Source organism: Melioribacteraceae bacterium (assembly GCA_019638015.1).
Classification (GTDB): domain Bacteria; phylum Bacteroidota; class Ignavibacteria; order Ignavibacteriales; family Melioribacteraceae; genus JAHBUP01.
Map to the genome: position 1 here is coordinate 370114 of JAHBUP010000001.1, position 17788 is coordinate 387901.

Here is a 17788-nt window from a genome sequence, read left to right on the forward strand (position 1 = left end):
TGAAGGGTCTCAATAATAATTCAGATATAGTTTTAGCTTTCGGCTTAATTTTAATGCTGGGGCTATTGCTCATTCCACTCCCGGCACCAATGCTCGACTTTTTACTTGCGATAAATATTACACTTTCAATTTTAGTTCTTATCGTTTCACTATACATAAAATCACCACTGGACATTTCGGTTTTTCCCGGGTTACTATTAGTTACAACCTTATTTAGACTTGGCTTAAATATTAGTTCAACTAGATTAATTTTAATTGATGGTTATGCCGGAGCTGTAATTGAGTCGTTCGGCTCATTTGTTGTTGGCGGAAATTATGTTGTTGGTGTAATTATATTCGTCATCTTAGTGGTTATTCAATTTATAGTAATTATCAAAGGTTCTGGTAGAATCTCCGAAGTTGCGGCAAGATTTACACTTGACGCAATGCCCGGAAAACAAATGGCTATTGATGCAGATTTAAATACAGGTCTAATTAGTGAAGCAGATGCAAGAAAAAGAAGAGATGATATTTCCCGCGAAGCAGAATTTTATGGGGCGATGGACGGTGCCAGTAAGTTTGTTAAGGGAGATGCAATTGCTGGTTTAATTATAAATGGCGTTAATATTATTGGCGGTTTTATTATTGGTGTGGCTCAAAGAGGAATGCCATTTACAGATGCAATACAATCTTATACTATATTAACTATCGGTGATGGGTTGGTTTCTCAAATTCCGGCTTTAATTATTGCAACTGCCGCGGGACTAGTAGTAACAAGAAGTTCATCCGGATCTGCACTTGATCTCCAGATGAAAACACAATTATTTTCAAATCCCAGAGTATTAGGTACTGTTTCCGGCTCCGCGCTTCTTTTTGGATTTATTCCAGGTATGCCAACAATTCCATTCGTTATACTAAGTATTGCGTTAGGAACATCATCATATATGATGTCAAAAAAGAAAAAACTAAAAGCCGCAGAAACAATTGTTGATGAATCAACACTTCCCGAAGTTAAAGAAGATAAAGTTGAACAATATTTACAAGTGGACCCAATAGAAATTGAAATTGGGTATGGGTTGATTAGTTTAGTCGATGAAAGACAGGGTGGAAATTTGTTTCAAAAAATTTCATCAACACGAAAACTTATTGCGCTGGAATTTGGTATTCTTATTCCTCCTGTTAGAGTTAGAGATAATCTGCAGCTACCACCAAATGAATATATTGTTAAGATAAAAGGTAATATTGTAGCCAATTACGAAATTTATCCCGATAATTTTTTAGCCATGAATCCAGGACATATTGATGAACAGCTCAATGGTTCTGTAACAACAGATCCCGCATTTGGACTTCAAAGTTACTGGGTTAAAGCTGAAGAAAAAGATAGAGCGGAACTGTTGGGATATACGGTTGTGGATTGTATCTCCGTTATGTCTACTCATCTTCAAGAAGTATTAAAACGCAATTTTGATAAAATACTTTCAAGACAAGAAGTAAAGCAGTTGTTAGAAAATATTAAAAAAGACTATCCAGCCGTTGTTGAAGAGGTGAATCCCGAAACTCTAAATTTAGGTACTATTCAAAAAGTACTTCAAAATTTGCTTAAGGAGAGTATTCCAATAAAAGATTTTGTTCAAATTCTTGAAGCGCTTATCGATTATTCCAAAACAACAAAAAATATTGACGTTCTCACAGAATATGTTAGGCATACAATTGGCGATACAATAGCTAATCTATATAAAGATAGTAATGGACTAATACACGCTGCCGCATTAAGCGAAGAACTAGAATCGGCCATAACCCGCTCACTGCAGGCTCAAAAAGATAGCGTTGTTACATTAGGTTTGAGTCCGACAGTTTTGCGTGAGTTAAACAATCAGCTTAAAGAAACAATTCAAAAATTTATTAGTATGGGATATCCGCCAATTATTATTACCGCGGCAACAATTCGTCCATATTTTTACAGATTGATTAACAGCAGCTTCCCGGAATTGGCTGTTTTATCATACACAGAATTACCATCAAATATTGAACTTGAATTTATTGGAAAGGTAGAGGTTTCATATGCAAATTAAAAAATTTATTGCCCCAACTTTAAAAGAAGCCACACAACAAATGAAAGATGAACTCGGGATTGAAGCGATTATTCTTGGTACAAGAGTTCTCGAAGGTGATAAAAGATTTGGAATGCGAAAAGTATATGAAATCACCGCCGGAATGGAGGAGAGTGCAGAAAAAAAGAAAGTTAGCAAGAAAGCTGAATCGAAAGCTGATCTTGATTTTGCTACCGAAATAGAAGCGTTGGCAAATAAAATCTACTCTAAAAAATCGAAGGAAGATAAACCGGAAGTAGATAGTGCTAAAGCTTCCTCTTCAAAGGAAATAAAATCGAAATACCAAAAAGAGATTGCTGAAATTTCCGAAACATTAGTAATGAGAGAAGTTCAGAAAAATATAGTTAATAAGATTACGACTCACTTAACTGAATCCTCACAATTTACTGAAGATATTAATCTCGAAAATTTCCTCCTTTCTTCAATGGCTTCTATGATACCAACTACAAATTTTAAGGTAACGAAACAAAAAACAAATAAAATAGCGCTCGTTGGACCAACCGGTGTTGGCAAAACAACATGTATCGCAAAGCTCGCAATTATTTCAAAATTGATCCATAAACTTAATGTGGGATTAATTTCAATTGATACATACCGGCTTGGCGCAATTGATCAACTCCGGATTTTCTCCGAAATAAGCGATATTGAAATGGCTGTTGCATACGAACCAGCAGATATTCCCAAGCTCATCAAGAAATTCAAAAATAAGAATCTGATTTTCATTGATACGATAGGCAGAAGTCAAAAAGCAAAAGACAATTTGGACGAGATTAAAAAATATTTGGATGCCGCTCAGGTTGATGAAACAATTCTTGTAATGAACTCAACAAGTTCAACAAGAACATTGAATGATGTTGCTGAAAAGTTCAAATCTCTCAATTATAATTCGATAATCTTTTCGAAAATTGATGAAGCCGTAGCCTATGGAAACATTATGAATGTTGCAGTTACTCATAATAAACCGGTAATGTTTTTAACTAACGGACAAGTAATTCCAGATGATATAATTTCGGTTAACTCACAATTTTTAGCTAATATGGTTTTCACCGGAAAACTTTACAAATGAACAATCAAGCCGCACGTTTAGTGGAATTGCTAAAACTGGACAAAAGTCAGTCTAAGGATTCCGGCAACAAAATTGTATCGGTATGTTCCGGAAAAGGGGGTACTGGTAAATCATTCTTTGCGGCTAATTTGGCTTATCTGCTTTCTCAAAAAGGTAAGAAAGTATTATTGATTGATTTCGATCTGAATTTTTCAAATATCAATATTTTGTTGAATCATACGGTTAAAAAGAATATTTCTTGTTTTTTCAGCCAAACAGATTCATTAGAAGAATTGATTGTTAGTTACAATGAAAATCTCGATTTAATTTTTGGGGCTTCGGGCGGTAATGAAATTCCAAAAATGAGTGAAAATTTGCTCGATTATTTTTTCACAATGCTCAACAGAATTTCGAATAAATATGATTTTATTATTATTGATTCTTCTGCGGGAGCTAATGATTTTACAGTAAAACAACTCTTAAATTCAAACATTAATATTGTACTGCTCTCTCCCGAACCCACGGCGGTTATGGATGCTTATGTTGTAATTAAGTTGCTTAAGGAAAACGGATATTCAGGATATAAACTTGCGGTTGTAAATAAGACAATGAACGAAAGTGACGCAAATGACGCATTCCATAATCTTGCCGTTGCCGCAAAACATTTTCTCAATGAGGAGATTGAATTTTTAGGTGATATCTCATTCGGAAGGGAAGTACACCAATCAATAATAAACCAGGAATTGCTCGCTTCATTAAATGAGAATTCAGTTCAAATAGCCCAAATATCCGGATGTGCTGACCGATTAATTAAATTCGCCCAGATGGCTAATAATAACCATTCAACTAATTCAATCTCGAAGTAAAAACCTCAAAAACCTACATTTTTTTAGCATTTTGATAGAATTTGGTTATAAATGCCATTGGTATAACCTTTGCAATTATTACTATAAAAGCGAAAAAGGGAAATGAACAAAATAGTATTGCAAACCGGACTTCTAGCATTCTTCTTCTCGATCATCTACTTTACCCAGGTCGGCTTGGCGGTAGAAAAAGTACTTCTTAATTCATTTGTCATTTTTGTTCTTTTAACAACAATGCTTAGTGTTTTGGTTATCGGATTAATAAAGGCTATAAACAAGAACTCGTACAACAAACTAAGCGATTATTCAAATAACTTGGCAGGAAACAAGGACAATGAGTAACGCAATACTTTGGTCGACCTACAAACAAAATCCAACTCCAGAATTGAAAAAACAGATAGTTCTAACATATGTCAATCTGGTTCATTATGTGATTCACAAAACAAATTTGAACCAAGCCGGTGTTTTAGACCGCCGCGATTATTTTCAATTTGGAATTGAGGGCTTAAGCGAAGCAATAGATCGTTTCGATCCCGATTATGGCACAAAATTCGAAACATATGCTATTCAAAGAATCCGCGGTAAAATTTATGATGAACTTCGTAAATACAATACCAAATATGAAATTTCATCCGATAACGATTCTTCTCCAACCTACACATACTCCAATCTTTCGCTAAATCATTCGGTAAGTGAAGATGAAGGAATGCAGCTTCATGAAATGATACCAAGCGGAAACGACAAACCTGATACCGTTTTGGAGAAGAAGGATATGAAGAATAAGCTTCTCGATTTAATTAAGGGGTTGGCAGAAAGAGAAAGAACAATACTTAGTTTGTATTACTACGAAGAATTAAACTATAAAGAAATTGCACAGGTGTTAAACATAACTGTATCACGTGTTTCGCAAATACATTCAAGAACTCTAAACTCATTAAAATTAAGGTTAGCAGATTACAATGCTTGATACTAAAATTTCTGAATCAAAGGAAAAAATAAAAAATCATTTATCTACTATTGGTAATCTTCCTTCGGTGCCTCATATTATCACAGAAGTTTCTCAATTGCTCGATAATGAAAAAACCAGCGCAAACGATCTTTGCAAGGTAATATCTCAAGATCAGGGAATTGTAACAAAAATTTTATCTGTTGCAAATTCACCTTTGTACGGACTGCCAAGAAGAGTATCCACAATTGAATTTGCGGTAGTGATAATCGGATTTGAGCACATAAAAAATATTTTAGTTGCTCTTTCCTTGGTTGAAGCATTTAAAGGTGGCAATTCTCCAAATTGGAATCATATGTCTTACTGGACACACTCACTTTTAACGGCGACAGCGGCAAAAAGATTAGCCGATGATTTGCGTTATCCGAAATCGGGTGAGGTTTTTACCGCCGGATTGCTTCATGATTTGGGTCTTGTTGTTTTACAACGTTTTATGAACAAAGATTTTAATACTATTTTGAAAAATGTTGATGTTGAAAATAAAAACTATTTACAAGCTGAATTTGATTCATTAGGATTTACTCATCAGGATATTTCTGAATATTTGTTAGAGAAATGGAATTTCCCTCCATACATAATTGAAGCGGTGTTGTATCATCATAAACCTGCATTAGCTGAAAAAGGAAAAATTTTAGCGGCAATAATTCATCTGGCAGATTATATGACTCAAAAATTTCAGATTGGCGCATTTGAATGGGACAGCAATTTTGAATTGGATGAAAGTGTAATTCAAATTCTTGGACTCGGATCCCCCGAGTATTTTGAAAAGTTTGTTAACGGGTATGAGGAATTATTTAAAAGTCATTTAGAATCATTAAATGTGTAGGACAAAATGGAAACAGTAACAATTGATTTATCGCAGAGAAGAGAAAGAACAGAATTAATTTTAAAGAAGGTTAATACACTTTCTCCTATTCCAAAAATCTTATCTGAAGTGCTGCAGTTACTAAACGATATCAATACTAGTCCACATGTGCTGGCAAAAGCCATTACGAAAGATCAAAGCGTTGTTTTAAAACTTTTAACAATCGCAAACTCCCCATTTTATGGTTTAACAAAACGAGTATCTTCAATAGAATTTGCGATAATGATACTTGGTTTTGATGAGATTAGAAATATTGTTTCCGCGTTATCTTTAATGGAATCGATGAAGAACAAGAGTGATCAATATCTCGATCAGAAAAAATTCTGGATGCATTCATACTTAACCGCTACAATCTCGAAAAAAATTGCTATGGATCTTGGTCTTGAAAAAAGCGGCGAAGCATTTATTGCCGGTTTATTGCACGATCTTGGTATTTCAGTCATCCACCGTTTTATGCATACCGATTTTGTAAGTATTACTGAACTAAATAAGAATGGACTCAATCTACTTGAAGCCGAAACACAAATATTAGGAATGGATCATCAGGCTATTGGCGAGATGCTTCTCAAAAACTGGAATATACCAGATTTAATTTGCGGTATTGTTAGATATCATCACAATCCGGTATTATCAACCAACTCGCCGGTTTTAACTTCAGTGGTTCATTTGGCCGACTATATGACGCAGAAACTCCAAATGGGAGAACTTGCTTTCGACAATACAATTGACCTGAACGAACAAATCTTTACTACACTTCATTTCAAAGACTTAAGCGAATTAAGCAAATTTATTGAAGGCTATAAAGAACCAATTCAAGCACAAATGGAATCATTAAAGTATTTAGTATGAGACTAATAAAAAACAATACTGCGGAATATGAATCATTCCATAAATCGCTTCAGTATTTTACAAAAAGTTCTGAAACGAAAGGTGAGCTTAAACTAATAAATTTTGAAAGCCACCGCGGCAATGCAAATTTGATTGAGCGTTATTCCTTCTTCACTCAAAAATTAGCAGCATACCAAAGCAAAATATTAGCTGCCTCAAACCTAGTTGAAATTAATTTGGTTTTTCAAGATTTCCTGAAAAACATAATAATGGCAAAGGAAGTTGAAATATTTTTCCTAACAGAGGGAAGTCAAAATATTGTTCCTCTGAATAATCAAATTAATCCTGTTCACCACTCAGCAGTGGTAAAAGCTTTTAAGAATGGAATTCTTGATTGGATTTTTGAAACAAAGAAGGCAACTATATTAACCGATTTTAACGCACCAATAAATTCAAACACAAAACTAAATCAAATATTATTTCCATTATTAGATCAGAAAGCAAACTATGGATTGCTTTCAATTGCTACTCCTATCAGCAAGATTTCTGAAAACTCGTTGGAATATCAGGCTATTCAAATATTACTTGGAATAACAAGCCCGGTAATTATGAATCTTAAAAACAAAAAAACCATTAATAAGCTCTATCAAGAAGTACAGGTTTATCAATCCAAGATTAATAACGATTCAGATATTTACGCACTAGGTGAAATGACTGAAGGTATTCTAGAAAACATTCTTGAACCTCTTCAGGTAATACTTAGCTACGTTGACATAATGGAAAGTGAAGAATCGGTTGAGAAGGAAATTACTTCTAAAATAAAAGAGCAGGTTAAAAAAGTTAGTGAATTAACTAATCGTCTTGGTAAGTATATAAGTTTAAATAAGCCATCTGATAAACAGAATCAATCATGCGATCTCAATAAAATTGTAAAAGAATTTAACATGGTTGTTAACTCCACAATGCAGAATTTAGGTATAGACTGCGATCTTGACCTTGAGGAGAATATTCCCCCGGTACTAAGTGATCCTAATGACATAAAACAATTATTTGCCGGTGTATTTTCAATAATCAAGAGCGGCGCAAAAAGCGGCGGCGCTGTTGTAATTCAAACAAAATATATAAAAGAAAAAGTGGTTCTCTCTTTCTTTACAACTGAACAGATTCCGGTATTGAATGATCCAAAGAAATTTGAATCGAATGTTACCGTAAAAATTATAAAAGAATTAATGAAGAAGAATGAAGGTTCGGCAGAGTTTAATTCACTTCCGCTTAAGGGAACGATAATACATTTAGTATTTCCATTAAAAAGGAAATTAAACTTATGAAACAAATTTTAAGCATCGTAATCGTGTTGTTATTGGCCAAAAGTATTTATGCACAAGATATGCTGATTGATACAACAGTTGCGGCTAAGCAGGATACCATTTCCATAAGTGATATGGTTAATAAGCAAATTGAAATTGCAAGATTAAAAAGTGAATTTAACAGTCATTCAGCATCGGTAACCCCTAAAGTTGAAGAAGAGGTAGTTGAAATTGTAACTGTAAAGGCGGAGCCATCAAATAAACTAATTGAGTTGCTGGTTAATATCCCGATTCAATATATACTATTTATATCATTTAGCAGCCTTATAATCTTTTTTGTTATTGGCAGAAGGGTAATGCTTTCATTTAAGAGAAGAACCAAAAGAGCTCTTAAAAAGAAAATTAGCGCATTGCGCGAAGAAAAAGTTGTATCAGTTGCAAATCCAAAACTTCAAACTACCCGGAAAAAACTTAAAGGAAGAATTAGAGAAAATTCTATTAAGTCGATAAATAAAATTGCGAAAGAGTTGAGCATCTCAAAGGGAGAAGTACAACTTGCCGCCAGATTAAAGTTTTTTGAAGTTGGAAAAATTTAAGAGGACGATATGATTAAAGGAATTTATACAGCGGGAAGAAGTTTACATCAGCGTACTCAAAATATTGATGTTGTTTCTAATAATCTTGCTAACCTTAGTACAGTTGGATATAAGAGAGAAATTCCTTTTTCTGAAATGGTAAATGAATATGGCGAAATTGAAATCAGAAAACTTACAAGTATGGTTCAAGGCGAAATAATTCATACTAATAATCCTATGGATCTCGCAATTTCCGGTAAAGGATTTTTTGTCGTTAAAAATGATAATGGTGAACTTGAACTTACCCGTGATGGAAAATTTAAGATATCTGACGAAGGTTTCTTAGTTGATAAGAATGGAAGATCTGTAATGGGAAAAGGGGGAGAGATTTCTCTTCAAGATTCGATGCTGCAAAATATGAACACAATTACAATTGATAAAAATGGCGAATTAAAGGTTGATGAAAAATTATACGATAAATTATTGATTGTAAAAGTTGAAGATGAAAGTGCAATGGAAAGATCTGGTGGTGCAAATTTTTTACCGGGCAGCAGTGGTTTTATTGAAGTGCCGGAAAATGAGTATGGTGTTTCGCAAGGATTTTTAGAGCAAGCAAACACAAACCCGATAATCGAAATGGAAGAAATGATTCAAGTAAGTAAAAATTATGAATCGGCGCAGAAAATAATTGCCGCGCTCGATCGTTCATTGGAAGATGCAATTAGCATCGGTAAAATTTAAGAGAGGTAGCTATGTCAACAAGAGCACTTAGAACAGCATCATCAGGAATGCACGCTCAACAAATAAACATTGAAGTAATCTCGAATAATATTGCAAACATCAATACAACCGGATTTAAAAAGAACAAAGCTGAGTTTCAGGATTTAATGTACCAGGAAGTACACGTTAATCCATTGACAGCTTCAACACCGGGAGTGGAAGACACCACAACTCATAAAATTCAGATTGGAAATGGTGTTAAACCGGCGGCATCAACAAAATTATTTATACAGGGGGATATTTCTGCTACTAATAATCAGCTTGATTTTGCAATTCAAGGAGATGGTTTTTTTCAGTTGAGGAAAACGGATGGTACTTTTGTTTACACCCGCGATGGCGCGTTTAAATTGAGCGCGGATGGTAAAGTAGTAACTACTGGCGGGTATATTCTTGAACCGGGAATATCACTTAATTCTGATATGACTACGCTTTCGGTTAATAAAGATGGTTCTATTGATGGAATTGATTTAAATGGCAATCGTGTTCCATTAGGAAATATAGAACTGGCAAAATTTATAAATCCGGGTGGATTGATGGCTCTTGGCGATAATTTATATGGTGAAACTGCCGCTTCAGGTCAGCCAATACTCGGTGCACCTTCATCTCTTGGCTTCGGTGAAATTCATCAAGGTTATCTTGAAGCTTCAAATGTTGATATAGTTGAGGAAATGGTTGCGATGATTGGCGCTCAACGAGCATATGAAATTAATTCTAAGACAGTTAAAACTGTTGAAGAAATGATGACGATGGCAAATAACCTAAAACGATAATAGAATGACTTTGCTAATTAACATATTGTGTTTATTTCTTATCTCCTCCGGAAATGGATTTGAAAAAGATGTTAAGAATTATCTGGATAAGAAATTATCCGGTTATAGCAAATATGAATTTGAAATCGCTCATGCCCCAAGATCCTATAAAAAGTTGGAAATTGAGGATGGAGAACAATTCAAAATTAACAAAGGAATTTTATTGCTTCCGGTTAAAATAACCCATGAAGATAATAATACTTCAAAATCAATTGTTACAATTAAAGTTAAGCTCTATAAGAAAATTGCTAAGACTATAAATCCAATAAGAAGAAACGATATAATTAACTCAGGCAGTCTCACGAGTGAAGTAGCTGAAATAACTAATTTAAATGGAACGCCAATTAGTTTAAATAAAGATTACACTGAGTATAGAATAAAACATAATCTTAAAGCAGGAGTGGTACTACTTGAAGAACATCTAGAACTGATCCCAATAATTCAAAAAGGGGAAAAAGCAATTCTTCATACAGGTTCAAATGGCGTGAATGTATCGCTTGAGGTTATAACTCGCAAAGATGGAGTTACAGGAGAAATAATAACCGTTGTTAATGGTAATAAAATGTATAAAGCGAAAGTAATTGACCAATTCAATTTAAGTTTAGTTGAGTAAAAAATGAAAACAAGAATATTAATAATAGCATTAATTCTACCATTTATAATAAACGCTCAATCCATGAGACAGAACGCAGCGTTTTCACTTTTTTCTGACAATAAAGCCGCCATGCCGGGGGATGCCGTTACAATAATTGTACTGGAATCTACTCACGCATCTAATAACTCAGCAACTTCTGCAGGAAGAAAAAGTGAGGCTGGGTTTGGAATGTCGGGCGCAATCGATAAAACAACATTGCCAAATGTAGATTTTGATATCAATAGTGGTAATGACTTTTCGGGGAAAGGTTCAACACAAACAACAGGAAGCATTCGCACAAAAATTAGCGCAGTTGTTGATACAGTTTTAGCTAATGGTAATTTGAGAATTAGAGGAAGTAAAAAGATCACAATTAACGGGGAAGATCAGATAGTGAAAATAAGTGGGGTAATTAGAACTTCAGATATAAGAACAGATAATACAGTTTATTCACACAGCATTACTGATGCGGATATTTCATTTGAAGGAAGCGGATTAATTGATAACGCACAAAAACCGGGCTGGTTAACAAAATTGTTTCATTGGCTATTTTAGGTATAATTATGAAAAACATGAGAAATACATTTGTAATAATTGCGCTGTTTATCAGCTCAATAATTAGCGGACAGAGAATCAAAGACGTTGCCTATATAAGCGGTAAAAATACAGAACAAGTTATTGGTTATGGATTGGTTGTTGGTTTAGCAGGTACAGGTGATAGCTATAGATCCTCGTTTACAGTTCAATCTGTAACAAGCATGTTGAACCGATTTGGTATTACTATTCCTCAATTTGATCTTAAAACTAAAAACGTTGCCGCTGTTATAGTTACAACATCATTGAACTCAAGTTTAAAAGTAGGTGCTGAGTTTGATGTAACGGTTTCATCTCTTGGTGATGCTACTAGTCTTCAAGGTGGAACACTATTGATGACTCCACTTTCTACTATGACGGGAAAAGTTTATGGATTTGCACAAGGCGCAATTTCGGTTGGCGGATATGATATTAGCACTTCATCAGGAAGTAGAATTTCACGTAATCATACTCTTGCCGGCAGAGTTCCAAGGGGAGGTACATTAAAAGAATCGCTGAATTTGGGACTTGATATTGTTGATGAATTTTCTGTCTTCTTAAAAGAACCCGATTATACTACCGCTCAAAATATTTCTACTCAAATTAATCAGACTTTCGGCGCTGATGTGGCAAAATCTATGGATGGTGCAGAGGTTAGAGTTACTATTCCACAAGATAGACAGAATAATCTTATCGGTTTCTTTTCCGAGATTGAAAATTTAACCGTTGTAGTTGATGAAGTTGCAAAAGTTGTGTTGAATGAAAGAACCGGAACAGTAGTATCGGGAAGTACGGTTCGAATACAGCCAGTAACAATTACTCATGGCGGATTAAATATATCAATTAGATCATTTCCGATTATTTCTCAGCCAAATTCATTTTCGCAAGGAAGGACTGCAATATTCAATAATCAAGTTCCAACTATTGAACAAGATTCATCAAAAACCGTAGCTATACAGGGAGCAAGTAATGTTCAAGAAGTAGCTTCGGCTCTTAATTCACTAAAAGTAGCTCCCAGAGATATAATTGCAATATTTCAAGCACTGAAAGAAGCTGGAGCATTAATAGCAGAATTAATTATAATGTAAAATGAACGAGCTAAATCTTAAAATATCGAACGAGCTAAAGCATCAAACCAAAGCACTTGAATCAGATTCAAGGTTTGATAGCAAAAGAAAAGAAAAAGTAGCCAACGCCGCTAAACAGTTTGAAAGCATGCTTACTCAGATGATGATTAAAAGCATGAATCAAGCATCTGGCGGACTATTTGGTAGCAGCGAAGAGGGATACGGCAACGATATGTTTGATACCATATTTGAAGAAAAAATTTCTACATATATGAGCGATACTAAAAGTTTAGGAATTGCCGAGATGCTCTATAAGAAAATTACCGGCGAAACCATGCCTTCAGAATTGAGATTTAAAATGACAGATAGAATTTCGCCTCTTCCAATAAAAAATGATAAACCGGATACTATTAATAATATTAAGCCAAGCAGCAGTGCCCTCGAAAGATTAAATAAATATGAAGATCATATTCAGGAAGCGGCAAAACAATTTGGAATTGACTCTACACTCATTAAATCAATAATTATGACTGAATCTGCGGCAAATAGTAAGGCCGTTTCTAGCGCAAAAGCTAAAGGTTTAATGCAGTTGATGGATGGAACAGCAAGTGATATGGGAGTGAGAAATTCATTCAATCCTCAAGAAAATATTAATGGGGGCACTAAATATTTTGCCCAAATGCTTCGACAATATGGTGGAGATATTAAACTTGCGTTGGCCGCTTACAACGCGGGTCCCGGAAATGTTGATAAATATAATGGTGTTCCTCCTTTTGACGAGACGAAGAATTATATAAATAAAGTACTTAGTTATTTAGATCATTTTAGAGAGAAGAGTTTATGAAAAATAAAGAACTGGTGAACGCATTATTAGTGCAGGATGAGAATCTTTCCAATTTAATTGACGCTCTCGATACTCAGAAAAGGGCAATTATTGAGGGAAAATATGATGATCTGGAAAAAGCAATTGCCAACGAGCAAAAAATTCTCAAAACTGTTCAAGAAGAGGAAGTTCGTAGAATTAAAATGATTACCGAAATTTCCAACTCTAATGGGATGAACTTGAACAACAGCTCTCTTGATGAACTTCTTTTAAAAGGTAAAGAGTTTATAGGCGAAGATTATAAAACTATTCAAAGAATTAGAGAGTCAATCAAACTTAAATTGCATGATATCTCAAAACTAAATGCCCAATTAAAAGCTGTAATAGAATTATCAAGAAACATCATAAAAGATACTTTAATGCTGGTTGTAGGTCCGCGAAATCAAGCATTTGTAAATAAGAGAGTTTAAAATGAGTCTCGGCAGATTATTCGACATATCATCTCGTACATTATCGACATATCAACGAGCTATTGAAGTAACATCAAACAATATTTCAAATGCAGGTAATGCCGAATATTCCAGACAAAAAGTGAATATTGGATCGGATATTTCTTTGAATGGCATTGGTATTGGCGTAAAAATAAGTGACATACAAAGAGTTAGAGATGATATGGTTGATGCTCAAATTAGGAAATATCAATCGGCATTATCGAGCTCCGAAAAAAAATCGGAAATGCTCGGAAGAATTGAAACTATTTTATCCGAACCATCCGAAATGGGATTGTCAAATTACCTAGCACAGTTTTTTAATTCGTGGCAGGAATTAACAGTTAATCCCACATCAATCCAAATGAGATCAAATGTACTCCAAAAGGCAAAACGGCTGGCAGAAAGATACAATGATATAAAATCGGGTATTGAGGATGTTCAATCACAAATAATAAATGATGCGAGAATTAAAGTATCGCAGTTAAATACGCATGTGGTTGAATTAAGATCACTTAATCAAAAAATATTTGATACAGAATCGAGAGGGGTAAACGCTGGCGAGTTAAAAGATCAGCGTGATGCAATAATACAAAAAGTAGCAAAGCTTGCTAATGTTACGGTTAGTCCAACAGAGCAAGGAGCAGTTACAGTAAATGTTGGCGGCCTTTTAGCTGCGGATCAAGTATATAATAATCAATTTGTGCTTGAGGTTACTGAAGGCGAACTTAAAATTAGTATTGAAAATGACAGAGGATCAAAAGCAGTAGTAAACAGCGGTGAAATTGGCGCATTGCTGGAATTACATTCAAAAAATATTGGCGAATACAAAAATAAATTTAATACTCTAATTACTACACTTACCGAACGCGTGAATCATTATCATGAGCAGGGTTTTGCGCTCGATGGTTCATTGGGTACGAAGTTTTTTGAAATGTCATCTGATGGCAAATTAATGCTAAATGTAACAGATCCTGTTAAATTAGCTGCCGCCGATGTTACAGGAAACACAGGCAATGCAAAAATTGCTAATCAGATTTATCGCATTGCGGAAGATGAATCGGTATTTAATGGTTCACTTATTATTGATGAATATACTAATATTTTAAATTCACTCGGCACTGAGCGGATTTCTAACGATGATAGAGTTGATTCGAATGAATTAATTCTTCAACAGTTGCAGAACCAGCGTGCCTCAGTATCGGGTGTTTCACTTGATGAAGAAATGACTAATGTATTAAAATATCAAAGAAGTTATGACGCGGCCGCCCGATTAGTTAAAGTTGCCGATGATATGCTACAAACAATATTAAATATGGTGTAGGTTATGAGAGTAACAGAAGGACTAATAACGCAAAAATATTTGGTTAATCAAGCCAAGAATGCCGAAAAGAAATTGAAACTGCAAACTCAGCTTGCAACTAATAGTAAACTTGATACGTTAAGTGATAATCTTCCCGATGCGCTCGAAAGTATTAAAATAAATTCTCAGATGAAGAAGAATGAAACTTTTTTAAAAAATTCAGAAAACGCCAAAAATTATTTACAAGCCTCACAAGATTCACTAGATAATGTAACCACAGAAATGCAAAAAATTATTGTTGCGCTGCAAGATGTGAATAATCCAATTAATGGAGCAAATATTTCCACATATGCAGCTCAAATAAAAAACTCATTGGCAAGTATTGTTCAAAGTGTGAGTGCGAAGCAGAATGGAATGTATCTGTTTGGCGGCACTAATAACAATCAGCCTCCGGTTACACTGGATGTAAATGGATATGCAGTTAAATCAACTGCCGATCTTTCAGGTTCAGTTGAAGTCCAATTGTCTAATGAAATTAAGGAAACCATTAATATTCCTGGCAGTGATCTTTTTGCCACTGGTATTTTTGAAAAAATAAATGAAGTTTTAACAGCACTTGAAGGGGGTACAATTCCTTCGGAAGCGCAAAGACTTGCGATCGACACTTCTTACGGCAGTGTTCTCAACTTACAATCTATTGCGGGAGAAAAAATTAATAGAATGGATGATATAGCAGAAGTGCTGAGCCGTCAACAAGATAATTTGACCGAGTTATTGGGAAAGAAACAGTCAATTGATCCCGCCGCTTTGATCATTGAGCTTCAAAACCAGGATTATTTATTGCAGCTTTCTAATAAAATATTGGCTAGTTCATATCCGTCAACAGTGTTCGATTACTTATAATGAAAAAAGCAGGTTCCTTAATTGGCTTACTGATTGGAGTAGTTTCTATATTCGGAGCGTTCTTTTTAGAAGGCGGCTCATTTAAAGCTCTATTTTTAATTAGCTCAATGATGATTGTTTTTGGCGGCACACTTTCTACCGCAATTATTGGTTTCGGTCTTGATAAAGTGAAGAATATTTGGAAGCTGATGCAGATAGCATATTTTCCGCCCAAGTATAACATTGATAAAATTATTGATACGTTCATTGAACTATCGATTAAGGCTAGAAGAGAAGGGTTGCTCTCAATTGAAAAGGATATAAATAAATTTGAGGATCTGTTTCCAAGAAAAATGGTAAAATTTGCTCTTGATGGTACCGATGCCGATGGGTTAGAATCATTAGCCCAACTTGAAATGCGAGCAATGCAAGAAAGACATTTTAGTAATGTGTTCCTTTTTACAAAAATGGGCGGATACGCCCCAACAATGGGTATTATTGGTACGGTAATGGGTTTAATTATGACTCTCGCGAATGCGGGAACAGACCCAAATGTTTTAATTAAAAATATAGCAACGGCATTTATTGCGACCCTTTGGGGAGTTTTTAGTGCTAATATAATTTGGCTTCCAATTGGAGACAGTTTAAAAAGATGTCACTTAGACGAAAAACATATGATGGAGATATCTTTGGAGGGAGTGTTAACGCTCCAGAGCGGCGAAATTCCTTCAATAATGAAGGCAAGATTGGTAGGGATGCTCCCGCAAAGCGAACAAATAAGCAAGCTAAGTTCGTAGACCCTGAAGAAAATATTTTTGCCGAAGATGGTGAAAAGGATAGATATCTAATTACTTATGCGGATCTCATAACTTTATTATTGGGTTTGTTTATAATTATGTACGCGATCTCAAATATTGACTCAATTAAGTATAAAAATGTTGCTTCAGCGATGGGAAGTTTTTTTGGAAATTCCAATAATATTTCTCAGATTGTAGGAGATAAACAAGTCGTTGAAAAACCGGCTAATACGTTGAGCGATGAACTTAGCAAATTAATAGTCGATAATAATTATGATGCGAGTGTTAGACTAGAAGAGAGCGAAAGGGGAATTACAATTCATATTTTAGGCGATATTCTATTTGCGCCGGGTAATGCCGAAATTGGCATTGATTCAAAAAACATTCTTTCAAAAATTGCAAACGTGTTAAAAAAAATTCCTAATGATTTAAGAATTGAAGGACACACAGACGATACTCCTATTAGCACTTTTAGATATCCTTCAAACTGGCATTTATCTGTTGATCGTGCTTTAAGCACAGCATATTTTTTTATTAAAGATCAGGATATTCACCCTGATCGAGTATCGGTCGTTGGTTATTCTGAGTACAAACCAATTGCCTCAAATAAAGAAGCCCAAACGAGGGCATTAAACAGACGAGTTGACATAGTAATTCTAAAGTGAGAGCCATGAAAGTACAAACACTAAAATTCGGTGAAATCGAATTCACCGAAGACAAAGTAATTAAATTCTCTGACGGTCTTTTTGGATTTGAGGATTTGAAAAATTTTCTTTTCATTCATCCCGAAGACAATTATTTCTATTGGTTAACTTCTATCGATGATCCTGGGATATCTTTTCCTATGTTTGGAATAAGAGTTCTAGACGATAAGTTTCCACAAGAGGATAGTTGTGAAGCATTTGGGATAGTTAATCTTAATCAAGACCCTCTTAAGATTACAATTAATCTCAAGGCACCGGTTTTTATCAATCAAGATTCAAAAACCGGGTTTCAAAAAATAATTGATTCGGATTCATATCCGGTTAACTTTAATTTATTTACCGAGTAAAG

21 protein-coding genes are annotated in these 17788 nt (G+C 34.7%); all 21 read left to right on the top strand.

Going from position 1 to position 17788, the window contains the following annotated elements:
- Positions 1 to 53: 53 nt before the first annotated feature.
- The 21 genes from flhA (at position 54) to fliW (ending at position 17786) form a co-directional block, all read left to right on the top strand.
- Complete coding sequence (gene flhA / locus KF816_01625) at positions 54 to 2051, top strand: flagellar biosynthesis protein FlhA (GenBank protein ID MBX3006704.1); 1998 nt, start codon at positions 54 to 56, stop codon at positions 2049 to 2051.
- On the top strand, positions 2041 to 3156 hold the full coding sequence (flhF, locus tag KF816_01630) for a flagellar biosynthesis protein FlhF (protein ID MBX3006705.1): 1116 nt from the start codon (positions 2041 to 2043) through the stop codon (positions 3154 to 3156). Before flhA ends, flhF begins: the two co-directional genes overlap by 11 nt.
- Positions 3153 to 4001 carry an AAA family ATPase gene (locus KF816_01635; GenBank protein ID MBX3006706.1) on the top strand — a complete coding sequence of 283 codons (849 nt, stop codon included), beginning with the start codon at positions 3153 to 3155 and terminating at the stop codon, positions 3999 to 4001. The genes flhF and KF816_01635 overlap by 4 nt, the downstream gene beginning before the upstream one ends.
- A gap of 41 nt (positions 4002 to 4042) precedes the next feature.
- On the top strand, positions 4043 to 4201 hold the full coding sequence (locus tag KF816_01640; GenBank protein MBX3006707.1) for a hypothetical protein: 159 nt from the start codon (positions 4043 to 4045) through the stop codon (positions 4199 to 4201).
- Positions 4202 to 4332: 131 nt separating this feature from the next.
- Positions 4333 to 4965 (top strand): sigma-70 family RNA polymerase sigma factor, encoded by a 633-nt coding sequence (locus tag KF816_01645; protein ID MBX3006708.1) that lies wholly within the window; start codon positions 4333 to 4335, stop codon positions 4963 to 4965.
- A complete protein-coding gene (locus tag KF816_01650; GenBank protein MBX3006709.1) occupies positions 4958 to 5830 on the top strand; it encodes an HDOD domain-containing protein in 873 nt (290 codons plus the stop codon). Before KF816_01645 ends, KF816_01650 begins: the two co-directional genes overlap by 8 nt.
- A gap of 6 nt (positions 5831 to 5836) precedes the next feature.
- The gene (locus KF816_01655; protein MBX3006710.1) at positions 5837 to 6718 is read left to right on the top strand and encodes an HDOD domain-containing protein; all 882 of its coding nucleotides are present in this window, start codon (positions 5837 to 5839) and stop codon (positions 6716 to 6718) included.
- The gene (locus tag KF816_01660) at positions 6715 to 8025 is read left to right on the top strand and encodes a hypothetical protein (GenBank protein ID MBX3006711.1); all 1311 of its coding nucleotides are present in this window, start codon (positions 6715 to 6717) and stop codon (positions 8023 to 8025) included. Before KF816_01655 ends, KF816_01660 begins: the two co-directional genes overlap by 4 nt.
- Complete coding sequence (locus KF816_01665) at positions 8022 to 8600, top strand: hypothetical protein (protein ID MBX3006712.1); 579 nt, start codon at positions 8022 to 8024, stop codon at positions 8598 to 8600. Before KF816_01660 ends, KF816_01665 begins: the two co-directional genes overlap by 4 nt.
- Before the next feature lie 9 nt (positions 8601 to 8609).
- Entirely contained in the window at positions 8610 to 9320 is a 711-nt protein-coding gene (locus tag KF816_01670) for a flagellar hook basal-body protein (GenBank protein MBX3006713.1), read from the top strand.
- 11 nt (positions 9321 to 9331) lie between these two features.
- On the top strand, positions 9332 to 10129 hold the full coding sequence (gene flgG, locus KF816_01675; GenBank protein ID MBX3006714.1) for a flagellar basal-body rod protein FlgG: 798 nt from the start codon (positions 9332 to 9334) through the stop codon (positions 10127 to 10129).
- Positions 10130 to 10133: 4 nt separating this feature from the next.
- Complete coding sequence (locus tag KF816_01680) at positions 10134 to 10781, top strand: flagella basal body P-ring formation protein FlgA (protein ID MBX3006715.1); 648 nt, start codon at positions 10134 to 10136, stop codon at positions 10779 to 10781.
- Between the two features lie 3 nt (positions 10782 to 10784).
- On the top strand, positions 10785 to 11357 hold the full coding sequence (locus KF816_01685) for a flagellar basal body L-ring protein FlgH (GenBank protein MBX3006716.1): 573 nt from the start codon (positions 10785 to 10787) through the stop codon (positions 11355 to 11357).
- An 8-nt stretch (positions 11358 to 11365) separates the two neighbouring features.
- Complete coding sequence (locus KF816_01690) at positions 11366 to 12463, top strand: flagellar basal body P-ring protein FlgI (protein ID MBX3006717.1); 1098 nt, start codon at positions 11366 to 11368, stop codon at positions 12461 to 12463.
- Between the two features lies 1 nt (position 12464).
- Complete coding sequence (locus KF816_01695) at positions 12465 to 13286, top strand: transglycosylase SLT domain-containing protein (GenBank protein MBX3006718.1); 822 nt, start codon at positions 12465 to 12467, stop codon at positions 13284 to 13286.
- The gene (gene flgN / locus KF816_01700) at positions 13283 to 13735 is read left to right on the top strand and encodes a flagellar export chaperone FlgN (protein ID MBX3006719.1); all 453 of its coding nucleotides are present in this window, start codon (positions 13283 to 13285) and stop codon (positions 13733 to 13735) included. The genes KF816_01695 and flgN overlap by 4 nt, the downstream gene beginning before the upstream one ends.
- A 1-nt stretch (position 13736) precedes the next feature.
- Complete coding sequence (flgK, locus tag KF816_01705; GenBank protein ID MBX3006720.1) at positions 13737 to 15077, top strand: flagellar hook-associated protein FlgK; 1341 nt, start codon at positions 13737 to 13739, stop codon at positions 15075 to 15077.
- 3 nt (positions 15078 to 15080) lie between these two features.
- Positions 15081 to 15959, top strand: a complete 879-nt coding sequence (locus KF816_01710; GenBank protein ID MBX3006721.1) for a hypothetical protein — start codon at positions 15081 to 15083, stop codon at positions 15957 to 15959.
- Positions 15959 to 16735, top strand: coding sequence for a MotA/TolQ/ExbB proton channel family protein (locus KF816_01715; protein ID MBX3006722.1), 777 nt, complete (start codon positions 15959 to 15961; stop codon positions 16733 to 16735). The genes KF816_01710 and KF816_01715 overlap by 1 nt, the downstream gene beginning before the upstream one ends.
- Before the next feature lie 80 nt (positions 16736 to 16815).
- Positions 16816 to 17400: an OmpA family protein gene (locus KF816_01720; GenBank protein ID MBX3006723.1), complete on the top strand. Its 585-nt coding sequence runs from the start codon at positions 16816 to 16818 to the stop codon at positions 17398 to 17400.
- Between the two features lie 5 nt (positions 17401 to 17405).
- The gene (gene fliW, locus KF816_01725; protein ID MBX3006724.1) at positions 17406 to 17786 is read left to right on the top strand and encodes a flagellar assembly protein FliW; all 381 of its coding nucleotides are present in this window, start codon (positions 17406 to 17408) and stop codon (positions 17784 to 17786) included.
- Positions 17787 to 17788: the final 2 nt, after the last annotated feature.